The sequence below is a fragment of the Caulobacter sp. CCG-8 genome (genome assembly GCF_037402475.1).
Lineage (GTDB): Bacteria > Pseudomonadota > Alphaproteobacteria > Caulobacterales > Caulobacteraceae > Caulobacter.
On the sequence record NZ_JBBEUD010000006.1, the window covers coordinates 73,995 to 86,925 of the forward strand.

Here is a 12,931-nt window from a genome sequence, read left to right on the forward strand (position 1 = left end):
CGCACATGGCCCGCACCGCTGAAGTGGTCCGCGAGACGAAGGAGACCCAGATCCGGGTCTGGATCGATCTCGACGGGACCGGCGCCTCGACGATCTCCACCGGCATCGGTTTCTACGACCACATGCTGGAGAGCTTCGCGCGCCACGGCGGCTTCGACCTGAAGGTCGAGACCAAGGGCGATCTGCACATCGACATGCACCACACGGTGGAAGACACCGGGATCGTGCTGGGCCAGGCGATCAACAAGGCGCTGGACGGCTTCAAGGGCATCCGGCGCTTCGGCGCGGCCTATATCCCGATGGACGAGACCCTGACGCGCTGCGCCATCGACCTGTCCAACCGGCCCTATCTGATCTGGAAGGTCGACTTCAAGCGGCCCAAGGTCGGCGAGATGGACACCGAGCTCTTCAAGGAGTTCCACCACGCCTTCGCGATGAACTGCGGAGCCTGCGTGCACCTGGAGACGTTGTACGGCGACAACACCCACCACGTCGCCGAAAGCGGTTTCAAGGCCCTGGCCCGGGCGCTGCGCCAGGCGGTCGAGCTGGACCCCAAGACCGGCGGCCATGCCCCCTCCACCAAGGGCGTGCTGTAGGAAGCTGATTTCATGCAGACCGTCGCCCTGATCGATTACGGGTCGGGCAACCTGCGCTCGGCCGAGAAAGCCCTGCGCGAGGCGGCCCGCCGCCATGGGATCGACGCTGACATCGTTGTCACCGCCGAACCCTCGGTCGTGGCCGCCGCCGACCGCGTGTTCCTGCCGGGCGTGGGCGCCTTCGCCTCGTGCCGCGCGGGCCTGGACGCCACCGGCGTCTACGAGGCCATGAACGAGGCCGTGCACGGTCGCGGCGTCCCGTTCATGGGCATCTGCGTCGGCCATCAGCTGCTGGCCACCGAAGGCCTGGAGTTCGGCGTCACGCCGGGCCTGGACTGGATCCAGGGCCAGGTGAAGAAGCTGGAGCCCAGCGACCCGTCGCTGACCATCCCGCACATGGGCTGGAACGCGATCGCCTTCGCGCGCGACCACGTCCTGTTCCGGGGCGTCCCGGACGGCGCCCACATGTACTACGCCAACTCCTTCGCCCTGACCCCGGCCGACCCGGCCGACATCGTCGCCGTCAGCGATCACGGCGGGCCGTTCACGGCCGCTGTGGCCAAGGGCAACGTCGCGGGCGTACAGTTCCACCCCGAAAAATCCCAAGCCGCGGGGCTCGCCCTGCTCGCCAACTTCCTGGAATGGCGCCCATGATCCTCTATCCCGCCATCGACCTGAAGGACGGCCAGTGCGTGCGCCTGCTCCATGGCGACATGGAAAAGGCCACCGTCTTCAACAACAGCCCCGCCGACCAGGCCGAGCGCTTCGTGCGCGACGGCTTCTCGTGGCTGCACGTGGTCGACCTGAACGGCGCCATCGAAGGCAAGTCGGTCAACACCGCCGCCGTGCAGTCGATCCTCGAGGCCGTGTCGATCCCCGTGCAGCTGGGCGGCGGCATCCGCACCCTGGAAGGCGTCGAGGCCTGGATCGAGGCGGGCGTCAGCCGCGTGATCCTGGGCACCGTGGCCGTCCACGACCCCGAACTGGTCCGCAAGGCCGCCAAGCTGTGGCCCGAGCAGATCGCCGTGGCCGTCGACGTGCGCGACGGCAAGGTGGCGGTCGACGGCTGGACCGGCCTGTCGGACCTGGACGCCATCACCCTGGGCAAGCGCTTCGAGGACGTGGGCGTGGCCGCCCTGATCGTCACCGACATCAGCCGCGACGGCGCCCTGACCGGCGTCAATGTCGAGGGCGTGGGCGAGCTGGCCGACGCCGTGTCGATCCCGGTCATCGCCTCGGGCGGCGTGGCCTCGGTGGCCGACATCGAGCGGCTGAAGGCCCGCCAGGGCGTCGAGATCGCCGGCGCCATCCTGGGTCGCTCGCTCTACGCCGGCACCATCCGCCCGGCCGAAGCCCTGACCATAGCGGCCGCCTGATGCTGAAGACCCGGATCATTCCTTGCCTGGACGTCAAGGACGGCCGGGTGGTCAAGGGGGTCAACTTCGTCTCCCTCCGCGACGCCGGCGATCCGGTGGAGCAGGCACGGGCCTATGACGCGGCCGGCGCCGACGAGCTGATGTTCCTGGACATCACCGCCTCCAGCGAGGGCCGCGGCCTGATCCTGGACGTGATCTCGCGCACCGCCGAGGTCTGCTTCATGCCCGTCTCGGTGGGCGGCGGCGTGCGCCAGGTGGCCGACATGCGCCGCCTGCTGCTGGCCGGCGCCGACAAGGTCAGCGTCAACACCGCCGCCGTCGAGAACCCCGACCTGGTGGCCGCCGGGGCCGACGCCTTCGGCGCCCAGTGCGTGGTGGTGGCCATCGACGCCAAGGCGCGCGAGGACGGGTCGGGCTGGAACGTCTGGACCTATGGCGGCCGCAAGGACACGGGGATCGACGTGGTCGAGTGGGCCGCCAAGGTGGTCGAGCGCGGCGCCGGCGAGATCCTGCTGACCTCGATGGACCGCGACGGGGCCAAGATCGGCTACGACATCCCGCTGCTGAAGGCCGTGACGGGCGCGGTGACCGTGCCGGTGATCGCCTCGGGCGGGGCCGGCAAGACCGAACACCTGGTGGAAGCCGCCCGCGACGGCCACGCCGCCGCCGTCCTGGCCGCCTCGATCTTCCACTTCGGCGAGATCAGCATCGGCGAGGCCAAGCGGGCCATGGCCGACGCCGGCATCCCGGTGCGCCTGGACGACCTGAAGGGGGCCGCCTAATGGAAACCCAAACCGGCACGCGCCTGTTCGAGGTCCTGGAGCGCCTGGCCGCCACGATCGAGGCCCGCAAGGGCGGCGATCCGGCCGTGTCCTACACCGCCAAGCTGCTGAACGATCCTGCCCTGGCCGCCAAGAAGCTGGGCGAGGAAGCCGTCGAGACGGTGATCGCCGCCGTCGCTCAGGGCCCGGACGCCCTGGCGGCCGAAAGCGCCGACCTGCTGTACCACTGGCTGGCCCTGATGGCGGCTTCGGGCGTCTCGCTGGACGCGGTGGCCGACAAGCTGGCGGCGCGCGAGGGCACGTCGGGAATCGCCGAGAAGGCTTCGCGGGTCTAGAGGCTCACCCCCTTGCCCCCACCTGGCGGCTTCGCCGCCTGTCCGCCCCCGTAGGGGCGGAGCCTTCGCGCCGGCGCCCGCCACGGCGCTCTTCCCCCTGCGGGGGAAGACGATCGCGAAGCGATCCGTAGGGGGCAAGTGATCGCCCCCAAGACTTCTAAGATTTCCGCTTCAGCGCCACGTACAGCGCCCCCTCGCCCCCGTGGCGCTGGTCCGCCACCGAAACCCCGGCGATCATCTCCCTCAGCGCCGGATCGGCCAGCCATTCGGGCGTGCGCTGCTTCAGGACGCCGTGCCCCACCTTGCCCTTGCCGGTGATCACCAGCACGGCGCGGTGGCCGTCGTCCCAGGCCCGGCGCACGAAGGCCTCCAGGGTGGCCCGCGCGCGGTCCTGGTCCAGGCCGTGCATGTCGAGCCGGGCGCCGATCGGATCGTGCTCCTTGGCGATGCGGCGCTTGCGGTTGGGCTCGATGCGGCCCGGCGGCGGCTTGGCGACCTTGGGCCTGAGCGTCCTGATCTCGGCCGGATCGATGCGCAGCGGCGCGATCGAGGCCAGGTGGGTCGGCGGGGAGACGTCGGCGACATGGGCCAGGAGCTCGGCCCTGGCCGCCGGGCGCGGCTTGGCCTTGACCCGCATCTTGTCCGGGCGTTCAGGCGCGCGGCCTGTCACCGTCGAGGCCACCATGCGCCAGAGACGCAGGCCCTCGTCGTCGGACGGCGGTCGCTTGGTCACCTCAGCCCCTCAATCAGCCCTTGGGGACCAGACGGTAGAGGCGCAGGTCGTGGCGCACGCGCCCCGCCTCCGCCCCGGCCGCCGCGCCCGTGCCGGTATAGAGGTCGGCCCGCACGTCGCCCTTGATCGCCCCGCCCACGTCCAGGGCCAGCGCCAGGCGGCGATAGGTCGGGAAGGCCCCGCTCAGCTTGGGCGCGCCGGCGTCCAGCCAGAAGAGCTCGCCCAGGGCGTGCTTGCTGATGTCCACGGCGACGGCCCGGCCGGCCGGCAGCGGGATCCCCGCCGCGCCCACGGCCTGGCGGCCGTCGTCGGGCAAGGTCTGGAAGAACACGTAGCGCGGGTTCAGCTGCATGATCGCGTCGGCCTCGGGCCCGCGATGGTCGGCCAGCCAGGTGCGGATGGCGTCGCCGGAGGTGTTGTTGTCGGGCAGCAGGCCGCGATCGCGCATGGGGGTGGCGATGCCGACGAACGGTCGGCCGTTATGGGCCGCGAAGGCGGCGCGCACCCGACGGCCGTCCGGCAGGACCAGGATGCCCGAGCCCTGGATCTGCAGGAAGAACAGGTCTTCCGGCCGCATCCAGGCCAGGGGCCGGGTCTCGGTGGTGGCCTCGATGGCCGCGCGGTCGGGATAGGGGACGACCTGGCCGCCCCCTACTTCTCCGGTGACCTCGCCGGCGATCTTCTGGCCCACGCCGCCGGGGTTGAACTGGCCCAGGTCCACGGTCACCAGGTCGGCCGGCTTGCCGCGCATCGGCGCGCTGAACTCGGCCGAGCGCGACATCCGCGCCTCGTACTCCGGGGCGAAATAGGCGGTCAGCAGGCCCTGGCCGGGAAGGACCTCCGGGCGGAAATGGGTTTCGAGGAAGCGGCGGGCGTCGGCGTCGTTGCCCGGCCGCTCGGCCCGGGCCTGGCGGCAGACCTCGGCCATGGCCGGGTCCTTGGCCACGCCGCAGCCCTGGCGGAAGGCGTCCAGGGCGCCTAGGTGGTCTTCCTGCGCCCAACCGGGCAGGTCCTCGAACGACACGGGACGCGCCGGTTCGGCGGGCGTCACGGGCGGCGTGACGGGAGGCTGGCTCGGAACCGTAGGCGTGACGGGCGCGGTCGGCGTCACGGACGTGGTCGTACACGCCGCCAGCATCAGAAGGGCGAAGGCGGCGACAAGCCCCCCTCGCACACCAGGAAGGCGCGGCATCACGCCTCCGCGACGTCGACGCGGACCAGGGTCCAGTTCGGGTTCTTGTTCTTCAGGTCGCGCTGGAAGGTCCAGAGGTCGGCGGTGCGGCGATCGTCGACCGCCTCGCCCTCGGCGCTGGTCGAGCGGGTGCGGATTTCGGCCAGGATGCGGACCACCGCCTTGGCGACGTCGCCCTCGACGGTGATGGAATCCAGGTCGGTGCGCGGCGTGACCAGGAATTCGGCGCTCTCGACGCGGTTCTGGGCCTCGCGGGCCGCGATGGCGGCCTCGAAATTGCCCATGACGTCCGACGACAGCAGCGGCCGCAGGGTTTCGCGGTCGCCGGCGGTGAACGCCTTGACGATCATCTCGTACGCCTGGCGAGCGCCGCTCAGGAAATGGCCGACGTCGAAATCGGACTGGCGGGCGCGCAGGGCGGCCAGGCCCGACAGGGCTTCCGGCGGCGTCTCCAGCGCCTTCAGGTCGCGCGCCGGCCCGTTGGCCGGGACCACCGCGGGGGCGTCCTCGGGCTGGCGGCCGACCCGGCGACCCAGGGTGGCGTAGAGCTGATAGAGGATGACCGCGGCCAAAACCGCCAGGACAACCCATTCGAACACGTTAGACACGATATTTTCCGCTCGTTGGCCAAGGTGCGCGACCTGGACGAAACATCCTGCCTATATAGGCGATTACGGGCTCGCGCGTCAGGCGCCTGGCGTTGCGCGCCAGCCGCCCGCGTGTTAGCAGCCCGGCTCTCTCCTAGCGGCCAATTTCGACGCCGAATACGGATTTATCGCACATGACCGACACGACCGCCGCTCCGCCCGCCGCTCAGGACGACACCGCGGCCAGCGAAACCGGCATCCGCATCATCGCCCAATTCGTCCGGGATTTCTCGTTCGAGAGCCCGCACGCCCCCGACTCCCTGCGCGCCGGCGGCGCTCCGCCCGCCATCGACATGGGCGTGGAAATGAACGCCCGCGGCCGCCAGGACGGCCTGTTCGAGGTGGACCTGAAGCTGTCGGCCCGCGCCACCCGCGACGACCAGCCCGTCTTCCACGTCGAAGTGATGTACGGCGGCCTGTTCCACATCGCCGGCGTGCCGGAAGACCAACTGGAGCCGGTCCTGCTGATCGAGTGCCCGCGCTTCCTGTTCCCGTACGCCCGTCGCCTGATCTCGGACGTCACCACCGAAGGCGGCTTCCCGCCCTTCCTGATCGACCCGATCGACTTCGCCGGCGTCTACGCGGCCCGCAAGGCCCAGAGCGAAGGCGTGGTGGTCGGCAACGCCTGATCCCAAGCGCAGCGCTGAATGACAAAAGCCCCGGCCGCTTGGCGACCGGGGCTTTTTGCTGGGCTGGGGATAGTCGCATGCGACTGTCCCCGATCGTACGTCACGGCTGCAGCCGATAGCCGCCCATCTCGGTGATCAGGATCCGCGCCACGGCCGGGTCGGGCTCGATCTTCTGGCGCAGGCGGTAGACGTGGGTCTCCAGCGTGTGGGTGGTGACCCCGGCGTTGTAGCCCCAGACCTCGGTCAGCAGTTCCTCGCGCGACACCGGCTTGGAGCCGGCGCGATAGAGGTACTTGAGGATGTTGGTTTCCTTCTCGGTCAGCCGGACCTTCTTCTGCTTCTCGTCGATCAGCAGCTTGGCCGAGGGCCGGAACTCGTAGGGACCGATACGGAACAAGGCGTCTTCCGAGGCCTCGTAGCTGCGCAGCTGGGCGCGGATGCGGGCCAGCAGCACACCGAAACGGAAAGGCTTGGTCACATAGTCGTTGGCGCCCGATTCCAGGCCCAGGATCGTGTCGCTGTCGCTGGCGGCGGCCGTCAGCATGATCACCGGCGCGGTGACGCCGTTCTTGCGCATCAGGCGGCAGGCCTCTCGGCCGTCCATGTCGGGCAGGTCGACGTCCAGCAGGACCAAGTCGGGCTTGAGCTCCTTGGCCATCCGCACGCCCTCGCCGGCCGTCGGAGCCTCGGCGACCGCGAACTCCTCGTGGAGGGCGAGCTGCTCGGCCAGAGCCCCGCGCAGATCATCGTCGTCGTCGACCAGGAGAAGGGTTTTGCGTTGCGCCATGAGCGGGAACATGCACCGCTGCGCCCCCCGGCGCCAAGGCGGTTCTCGTCTGGCGTCGCATGACGCTCTTAGAGACAACGCCTTGGGAGACCCCGTCTTGACGATCTTTCGCGCCCGCCCCGACGGCTCCGACCCTTGGGACGGCCAGATCGCCTGGGATGGACAGGTCCGGCGCGCCGCCTTGGGCAAGGCCGGCGTGATCGCCGCGGCCGACAAGCGCGAGGGCGACAACCGCAGCCCGGTGGGGACCTGGCCGATCCGCCACGTGCTCTATCGGCCCGACGTCTATCCGGACGGCCCGGCGACGGCGCTGGAGATCCGGCCGATGGCGGCGGACGACGGCTGGTGCGACGCTCCGGGCGACCCGGCCTACAACCGGCCCGTCGGACTGCCCTACCCCGCCAGCGCCGAGCGGCTGTGGCGCGACGACCGGGTCTACGACCTGGTGGTGGTGCTGGGACACAACGACGATCCGCCGGTCCCCGGCCTGGGCTCGGCGATCTTCCTGCACCTGGCCCGCGACGGCTATCCCGGCACCGAGGGCTGCGTGGCCCTGGCGCGCGAGGACGTCGAAGCCCTGCTGGCGGCGGCCAGGCCGGGCGACGCGGTCGAGATCGCGGCCGGCTAGGTCCGCGCGCCGAACAGCGCCGAGCCGACCCGCACCGAGGTGGCGCCGCAGGCGATGGCGGTCTCGAAATCGTCGCTCATGCCCATCGACAGCTTGGAAAGGCCGTTGCGGGCCGCGATCTGGCCCAGCAGGCGGAAATGCGGGGCCGGGTCCAGGTCGGCCGGCGGGATGCACATCAGGCCCTCCACGGGCAGGTCCAGGTCCCGGCAAAGGGCGATGAAGCCGTCGGCCTCGCTGGGCGCGACGCCCGCCTTCTGGGGCTCCCCGCCCGTATTGACCTGGACGAACAGGCGCGGCGCCCGGCCCTGGGCCTGGATCTCGTCCGCCAGCACCCGGGCCAACTTCTCGCGGTCGAGGCTCTCGATCACGTCGAAGAAGGCCACGGCATCTCCAGCCTTGTTCGTCTGCAGGGGTCCGATCAGGCGCAGCTCGACCTGCGAACGGCGCTCGCTCCAGCGGCCCATGGCCTCCTGGACGCGATTTTCCCCGAACACCCGCTGGCCCGCGGCGAGAACAGGCGCGATATGGTCCCAGGGCTGCAGCTTGGACACCGCCACCAGGGTGACCGCGTCGGCCGGACGGCCGGCGGCCTGGGCGGCGGCCTGGATACGGGACAGAACCGAGGTATAGGCGTCAGGCATGGGCGAGAACCGGGGCGAACAGGCGATCGACGAGATGGAAGCCCTGTCTAGAACGGCCGCGCGGTTTCGCCCATGGCCGGTGCGCGGAAAGGCCCTGCCGAACCTGCTGTTCTTCACCGATCCCGAGCGGACGCCCGATCCGGAAGCCGTCGCCGAACGCCTGCCCGCGGGATCGGCCGTGGTGTTCCGCGCCTTCGGAGCGCCGGACGCGGTGACGCGCGGCGCGCGTCTGCGGGAGATCACCCGGCGGCGCGGCCTGACGCTGCTGGTCGGGGCCGATGCGGGCCTGGCCCTGGCGATCGGGGCCGACGGCGTCCACCTGCCGGAACGCCTGGCCGCCGAAGCGCCCGGACTGCGCGCCGCTCATCCGGACTGGCTGATCACCCTGGCGGCCCACGACGCGGCCGCCGCGCGGTCGGGCGCGGCCCTGGGCGTCGACGCCCTGGTGGTTTCGCCCGTCTTCCCCAGCCGCAGCCCTTCGGCGGGCGCGCCGCTGGGCGTCGAGGGCCTGGAGCGTATCGTCCAGGCGGTCGAGACGCCGGTCTACGCGCTAGGCGGCGTGCGCGCGGACACGGTCGAGCGCCTGCGGGATACGGGGATTGTCGGGATCGCGGCGGTGGAGGCGCTCAGCGCCTAGCCGAGCTTAGAACTTGAACGCGGTTTCCAGCTTCACCCGCGGGGCGGGCTCCTGGATTTCGTTCTTGCGGGCCGCCAGGGCCGGGTTCTGGTCGCCCAGGGCCACCGCGCCGCCGACGCGGATCGACGGGGTGACGCTGTAGTAGGCGCCGGCCTGGACGTCTCGGCCCTCCATCTCGCGGCCCACGGGCTGTTCGAGATCGAGCTTGAGGCCCCACTTGCCCTTCTTGTCGTCCCATTTGAGGGACTTCTTCGGGCCTTGCTGCGGATTGAAGGGGCCAGTCGGGGTCGGCGCGCTGAAGTCGCTCTTCACGGCGAAGTCGGGCGTGCTCGTGCGCGGCTTGCTCTGGGCATAGACGCTCGAAGCCGATCCCACCAGGATCAGCGCGGCGGCTCCTGCCATCAAGTACCGTGCGGCGAACATCTTACTCGAACCCAATCCCTCAACCCGCGCCTCGTAGAGTCAAAACCCTATATAGGAGCGGGCTCCCTGAATATCGATTAAAGGCCCTAGTACAACGCGGTCAACCGCAGTTGGATTGCGCCAGACGCCGCAGGAGTCGATTCAAGCGGCGCCTGTGGCGGTCGTGCCACGCGATTCCTGTTTTGACGCAGCGCGACCATGCTATAGACCGGCTTCCGGCTGCGGGGGCGCGCCAGGTCGCGCGAAGGCGCCGGGTGATACATTGGAGCGAGGTACTATGGCGTTTGAGCGTGGGTCGGTGTTGCGCGGCGTCGCCGCTGGCGTTCTGGCGTTGACCGTTCTGACCGGGGTTTCCGCCTGCGGCGGCAATAAGGGCGGCGGACAGTTCACGACCCAAAGCGACGAGCCGGGGTTCAATCCCTTCAAGGGACGTGGCGGCGGCAAGTCGGCCCCGCAGGCCGGCGCCATCGGCGTCAACAGCTTCCTGTGGCGCGCCAGCCTGGACACCCTGGCCTTCATGCCCCTGGCCTCGGCCGACCCGTACGGCGGCGTGATCGTCACCGACTGGTACACCAATCCGGAAAAGCCGGACGAGCGCTTCAAGGCGACGGTCTACATCCTGGACACCCGCCTGCGGGCCGACGGCCTGAACGTCACGATCTTCAAGCAGGTCAAGGACGCCTCGGGCGGCTGGACCGATACGGCCGCCACCGAGCAGACGGCGACCGACATCGAGAACGCCATCCTGACCCGCGCCCGTCAGCTTCGACTTTCCAACATTAAGAACTAGGGCCCGCCCTGGTTCTTCGCGGGAGCCCTTTGTCCGCGCGACAAAAGGCTCCCGTTCGCATTTTTAGAACCGCGCCCAGGCCGAAACCGCTTATGAGTTCCGCGGACCGCGCCTGAGGGCGCGAGCCCCCGCACGAACAGTCTGGTTTCATGGCCCGCTACAATCCCAAAGACACCGAGCCGAAGTGGCGCGCCGCCTGGGCGACCGCCAACACCTTCCTGACGCCGATCGCCCCCGACGCGCGTCCGAAGTACTACGTGCTCGAGATGTTCCCCTACCCGTCGGGGCGCATCCACATGGGCCACGTGCGCAACTACGCCATGGGCGACGTCGTGGCCCGCTACAAGCGCGCCCAGGGCTTCAACGTGCTGCACCCGATGGGCTGGGACGCCTTCGGCATGCCGGCCGAGAACGCGGCCATGGAGCGCGGCGTCCACCCCAAGGGCTGGACCTACGACAACATCGCCGCGATGCGCGAGCAGCTGAAGGCCCTGGGCCTGTCGGTCGACTGGTCGCGCGAATTCGCCACCTGCGACCCGGAATACTACGGCAAGCAGCAGGCCTGGTTCCTGCGCCTGCTGAAGCGCGGCCTGGTCTATCGCAAGGAAGCCTCGGTCAACTGGGACCCGGTCGACATGACCGTCCTGGCCAACGAGCAAGTCATCGACGGCAAGGGCTGGCGCTCGGGCGCGATGGTCGAGAAGCGCAAGCTGACCCAGTGGTTCCTGCGGATCACCGACTACGCCGACGCCCTGATCGACGGCCTGAAGACCCTGGATCGCTGGCCCGAGAAGGTCCGGATCATGCAGGAGAACTGGATCGGCCGGTCCAAGGGCCTGCGGTTCACCTTCAAGTTCGACGGCAAGGCGCCGGCGGGCCATGACGCCGGCCTGGAAGTCTACACCACCCGGCCCGACACCTTGTTCGGCGCCAGCTTCGTGGGCATCGCCCCCGAGCACCCGCTGGCCGAGCAGCTGGCGGCGGCCGATCCGGCCGTGGCCGCCTTCGTCGCCGAATGCCGCAAGGGCGGCACCTCGGAGGCCGACATCGAGGGCGCCGAGAAGCTGGGCCGCGACACTGGCCTGCGCGTGGTCCACCCGCTGGACCCGACCCAGACCCTGCCGGTCTGGATCGCCAACTTCATCCTGATGGATTACGGCACGGGCGCGATCTTCGCCTGCCCGGCCCACGACCAGCGTGACCTGGACTTCGCCCGCAAGTACGACCTGCCGGTGCTGCCCGTGGTGCTGCCGCCGGGCGAGGACGCCGCGACCTTCCAGGTCGGCAAGGAGGCCTATGTCGGCCCCGGCGCGATCTTCAACTCGGAATTCCTGGACGGCCTGGACATCGAGACCGCCAAGACCGAGGCGATCAACCGCATCGAGGCCATGGACCAGGGCCAGGGCGCGACGGTCTATCGCCTGCGCGACTGGGGCGTCTCGCGCCAGCGCTACTGGGGCTGCCCGATCCCGGTGATCCACTGCGAGGCCTGCGGCCCCGTGGGCGTGCCGGAAGACCAGCTGCCGGTGACGCTGCCGGACGACGTGGCGTTCGACAAGCCAGGCAACCCGCTGCTGCGCCACCCGACCTGGCGCCACACCACCTGCCCCAGCTGCGGCGGCAAGGCCGAGCGCGAGACCGACACGCTGGACACCTTCGTGGACAGCAGCTGGTACTTCGCCCGCTTCACCGACCCGACCGCCGCCGAGCCGATCGACAAGGCCGCCGCCGACCACTGGATGCCCGTCGACCAGTATATCGGCGGCGTCGAGCACGCGGTGCTGCACCTGCTGTACGCCCGCTTCATCACCCGCGCCCTGAAGGACGAGGGCCTGGTCTCGGTGGAGGAGCCGTTCGCCGGCCTGTTCACCCAGGGCATGGTCACCCACGAGGCCTACAAGAACGCGGCCGGCGAATGGGTCGAGCCCTCGGACGTGGTCGTCTCGGTCGAAGGCGCCAGCCGCTCGGCCAAGCACGCCAAGACCGGCGAGCCGATCGTCATCGGCGACATCGAGAAGATGTCGAAGTCCAAGAAGAACGTCGTCGCCCCCGAGGACATCTTCGAGGCCTACGGCGTCGACGCCGCGCGCCTGTTCGTGATGAGCGACAGCCCGCCCGAACGCGACGTGCAGTGGACCAACAGCGGCGTCGAAGGCTCCTGGCGCTTCACCCACCGGGTCTGGAACGAGTTCGAGAGCCAGCCGGCCGGCGATTTCGCCCATGACAACGCCGACGCGGCGGCCGTGGCCCTGCGCAAGGGCGCGCACCGCCTGATCGGCTTCGTCACCGACTCCATCGAGGGCTTCCGCTTCAACAGCGGCGTGGCGCGCCTGTACGAATTTCTGAACATGCTGAAGGCCGCGCCGGCCGAAGGCGCCTCCCAAGGCGTCCTGGCGGCCCGCGCCGAGGCCCTGGAGATCCTGGCCCGCCTGATCTCGCCCTTCACGCCCCACCTGGCCGAGGAAGCCTGGGCCCAGCTGGGCAAGAGCGGCATGGTCGTCGATGCGCCCTGGCCCAAGGCGGATCCCGCCCTGGCCGCCGACGACGAGCGCGTGCTGCCGATCCAGATCAACGGCAAGCGCCGCGGCGAGATCAAGGTCAAGGCCGGCACGGCCGAGGCCGAGGTCGAGAAAATCGCTCTGGCGGATCACAACGTCATGGCCCACCTTGAGGGCCTGACCGTTCGCAAGGTGATCGTGGTGAAAGACCGTATCGTCAACATCGTGGCCGGCTGA

The 12,931-nt window shown here is 69.9% G+C and carries 16 protein-coding genes; 10 read left to right on the plus strand and 6 right to left on the minus strand.

The window, feature by feature from the left end; translation table 11 throughout:
- The first annotated feature begins 5 nt into the window (after positions 1 to 5).
- The 5 genes from hisB to WAE60_RS07335 are packed head-to-tail and all read left to right on the plus strand — an operon-like array spanning position 6 to position 3,089.
- Complete coding sequence (gene hisB / locus WAE60_RS07315) at positions 6 to 596, plus strand: imidazoleglycerol-phosphate dehydratase HisB (RefSeq protein ID WP_029910108.1); 591 nt, start codon at positions 6 to 8, stop codon at positions 594 to 596.
- A gap of 12 nt (positions 597 to 608) precedes the next feature.
- The gene (gene hisH, locus WAE60_RS07320) at positions 609 to 1,250 is read left to right on the plus strand and encodes an imidazole glycerol phosphate synthase subunit HisH (protein ID WP_337685588.1); all 642 of its coding nucleotides are present in this window, start codon (positions 609 to 611) and stop codon (positions 1,248 to 1,250) included.
- Positions 1,238 to 1,972 carry a 1-(5-phosphoribosyl)-5-[(5-phosphoribosylamino)methylideneamino]imidazole-4-carboxamide isomerase gene (gene hisA / locus WAE60_RS07325; RefSeq protein WP_197026667.1) on the plus strand — a complete coding sequence of 245 codons (735 nt, stop codon included), beginning with the start codon at positions 1,238 to 1,240 and terminating at the stop codon, positions 1,970 to 1,972. Before hisH ends, hisA begins: the two co-directional genes overlap by 13 nt.
- A complete protein-coding gene (gene hisF, locus WAE60_RS07330) occupies positions 1,972 to 2,754 on the plus strand; it encodes an imidazole glycerol phosphate synthase subunit HisF (RefSeq protein ID WP_035018285.1) in 783 nt (260 codons plus the stop codon). Before hisA ends, hisF begins: the two co-directional genes overlap by 1 nt.
- Positions 2,754 to 3,089 (plus strand): phosphoribosyl-ATP diphosphatase, encoded by a 336-nt coding sequence (locus WAE60_RS07335; protein WP_029910100.1) that lies wholly within the window; start codon positions 2,754 to 2,756, stop codon positions 3,087 to 3,089. The genes hisF and WAE60_RS07335 overlap by 1 nt, the downstream gene beginning before the upstream one ends.
- 157 nt (positions 3,090 to 3,246) lie before the next feature.
- Here WAE60_RS07335 and WAE60_RS07340 read toward each other — a convergent pair whose 3' ends face one another.
- The 3 genes from WAE60_RS07340 to timA all read right to left on the minus strand — a co-directional run bounded on the left by WAE60_RS07340 (position 3,247) and on the right by timA (position 5,613).
- Positions 3,247 to 3,774 (minus strand): Smr/MutS family protein, encoded by a 528-nt coding sequence (locus tag WAE60_RS07340; RefSeq protein WP_337685710.1) that lies wholly within the window; start codon positions 3,772 to 3,774, stop codon positions 3,247 to 3,249.
- Positions 3,775 to 3,835: 61 nt separating this feature from the next.
- Positions 3,836 to 4,960: an MltA domain-containing protein gene (locus tag WAE60_RS07345; RefSeq protein ID WP_337685711.1), complete on the minus strand. Its 1,125-nt coding sequence runs from the start codon at positions 4,958 to 4,960 to the stop codon at positions 3,836 to 3,838.
- Positions 4,961 to 5,013: 53 nt separating this feature from the next.
- Positions 5,014 to 5,613 (minus strand): TIM44-related membrane protein TimA, encoded by a 600-nt coding sequence (gene timA / locus WAE60_RS07350; protein WP_029910094.1) that lies wholly within the window; start codon positions 5,611 to 5,613, stop codon positions 5,014 to 5,016.
- Positions 5,614 to 5,795: 182 nt separating this feature from the next.
- Between timA and secB the strand changes: the two genes are divergently transcribed.
- The gene (gene secB, locus WAE60_RS07355; protein WP_029910092.1) at positions 5,796 to 6,290 is read left to right on the plus strand and encodes a protein-export chaperone SecB; all 495 of its coding nucleotides are present in this window, start codon (positions 5,796 to 5,798) and stop codon (positions 6,288 to 6,290) included.
- Between the two features lie 100 nt (positions 6,291 to 6,390).
- Here the strand turns inward: secB and WAE60_RS07360 are convergent, their stop codons facing one another.
- Positions 6,391 to 7,077, minus strand: a complete 687-nt coding sequence (locus tag WAE60_RS07360; RefSeq protein WP_028039644.1) for a response regulator transcription factor — start codon at positions 7,075 to 7,077, stop codon at positions 6,391 to 6,393.
- A 148-nt stretch (positions 7,078 to 7,225) separates the two neighbouring features.
- Between WAE60_RS07360 and WAE60_RS07365 the strand changes: the two genes are divergently transcribed.
- Positions 7,226 to 7,705, plus strand: a complete 480-nt coding sequence (locus WAE60_RS07365) for a L,D-transpeptidase family protein (RefSeq protein ID WP_337685712.1) — start codon at positions 7,226 to 7,228, stop codon at positions 7,703 to 7,705.
- Here the strand turns inward: WAE60_RS07365 and WAE60_RS07370 are convergent.
- Positions 7,702 to 8,346 carry a YggS family pyridoxal phosphate-dependent enzyme gene (locus tag WAE60_RS07370; protein WP_337685589.1) on the minus strand — a complete coding sequence of 215 codons (645 nt, stop codon included), beginning with the start codon at positions 8,344 to 8,346 and terminating at the stop codon, positions 7,702 to 7,704. The two genes, WAE60_RS07365 and WAE60_RS07370, sit on opposite strands and share 4 nt — an antisense overlap.
- Here WAE60_RS07370 and WAE60_RS07375 point away from each other — a divergent pair.
- Positions 8,345 to 8,983, plus strand: coding sequence for a thiamine phosphate synthase (locus tag WAE60_RS07375; RefSeq protein ID WP_337685590.1), 639 nt, complete (start codon positions 8,345 to 8,347; stop codon positions 8,981 to 8,983). The two genes, WAE60_RS07370 and WAE60_RS07375, sit on opposite strands and share 2 nt — an antisense overlap.
- A gap of 6 nt (positions 8,984 to 8,989) precedes the next feature.
- Here the strand turns inward: WAE60_RS07375 and WAE60_RS07380 are convergent, their stop codons facing one another.
- Complete coding sequence (locus WAE60_RS07380) at positions 8,990 to 9,385, minus strand: NtrZ family periplasmic regulatory protein (protein WP_231499423.1); 396 nt, start codon at positions 9,383 to 9,385, stop codon at positions 8,990 to 8,992.
- Between the two features lie 283 nt (positions 9,386 to 9,668).
- Here WAE60_RS07380 and WAE60_RS07385 point away from each other — a divergent pair, with 283 nt between their 5' ends.
- Both WAE60_RS07385 and leuS read left to right on the plus strand, forming a co-directional pair.
- On the plus strand, positions 9,669 to 10,196 hold the full coding sequence (locus WAE60_RS07385; RefSeq protein WP_156035669.1) for a DUF3576 domain-containing protein: 528 nt from the start codon (positions 9,669 to 9,671) through the stop codon (positions 10,194 to 10,196).
- 149 nt (positions 10,197 to 10,345) lie between these two features.
- Complete coding sequence (gene leuS / locus WAE60_RS07390; protein WP_337685592.1) at positions 10,346 to 12,931, plus strand: leucine--tRNA ligase; 2,586 nt, start codon at positions 10,346 to 10,348, stop codon at positions 12,929 to 12,931.

Bases quoted from the DNA above. Each gene is read 5' to 3' on its own strand.
- hisB (WP_029910108.1), top strand. From the start codon at position 6: ATGGCCCGCACCGCTGAAGTGGTCCGCGAGACGAAGGAGACCCAGATC.
- hisH (WP_337685588.1), top strand. From the start codon at position 609: ATGCAGACCGTCGCCCTGATCGATTACGGGTCGGGCAACCTGCGCTCG.
- hisA (WP_197026667.1), top strand. From the start codon at position 1,238: ATGGCGCCCATGATCCTCTATCCCGCCATCGACCTGAAGGACGGCCAG.
- hisF (WP_035018285.1), top strand. From the start codon at position 1,972: ATGCTGAAGACCCGGATCATTCCTTGCCTGGACGTCAAGGACGGCCGG.
- WAE60_RS07335 (WP_029910100.1), top strand. From the start codon at position 2,754: ATGGAAACCCAAACCGGCACGCGCCTGTTCGAGGTCCTGGAGCGCCTG.
- WAE60_RS07340 (WP_337685710.1), bottom strand. From the start codon at position 3,774: ATGGTGGCCTCGACGGTGACAGGCCGCGCGCCTGAACGCCCGGACAAG.
- WAE60_RS07345 (WP_337685711.1), bottom strand. From the start codon at position 4,960: ATGCTGGCGGCGTGTACGACCACGTCCGTGACGCCGACCGCGCCCGTC.
- secB (WP_029910092.1), top strand. From the start codon at position 5,796: ATGACCGACACGACCGCCGCTCCGCCCGCCGCTCAGGACGACACCGCG.
- WAE60_RS07360 (WP_028039644.1), bottom strand. From the start codon at position 7,077: ATGGCGCAACGCAAAACCCTTCTCCTGGTCGACGACGACGATGATCTG.
- WAE60_RS07375 (WP_337685590.1), top strand. From the start codon at position 8,345: ATGGGCGAGAACCGGGGCGAACAGGCGATCGACGAGATGGAAGCCCTG.
- WAE60_RS07370 (WP_337685589.1), bottom strand. From the start codon at position 8,346: ATGCCTGACGCCTATACCTCGGTTCTGTCCCGTATCCAGGCCGCCGCC.
- WAE60_RS07380 (WP_231499423.1), bottom strand. From the start codon at position 9,385: ATGGCAGGAGCCGCCGCGCTGATCCTGGTGGGATCGGCTTCGAGCGTC.
- leuS (WP_337685592.1), top strand. From the start codon at position 10,346: ATGGCCCGCTACAATCCCAAAGACACCGAGCCGAAGTGGCGCGCCGCC.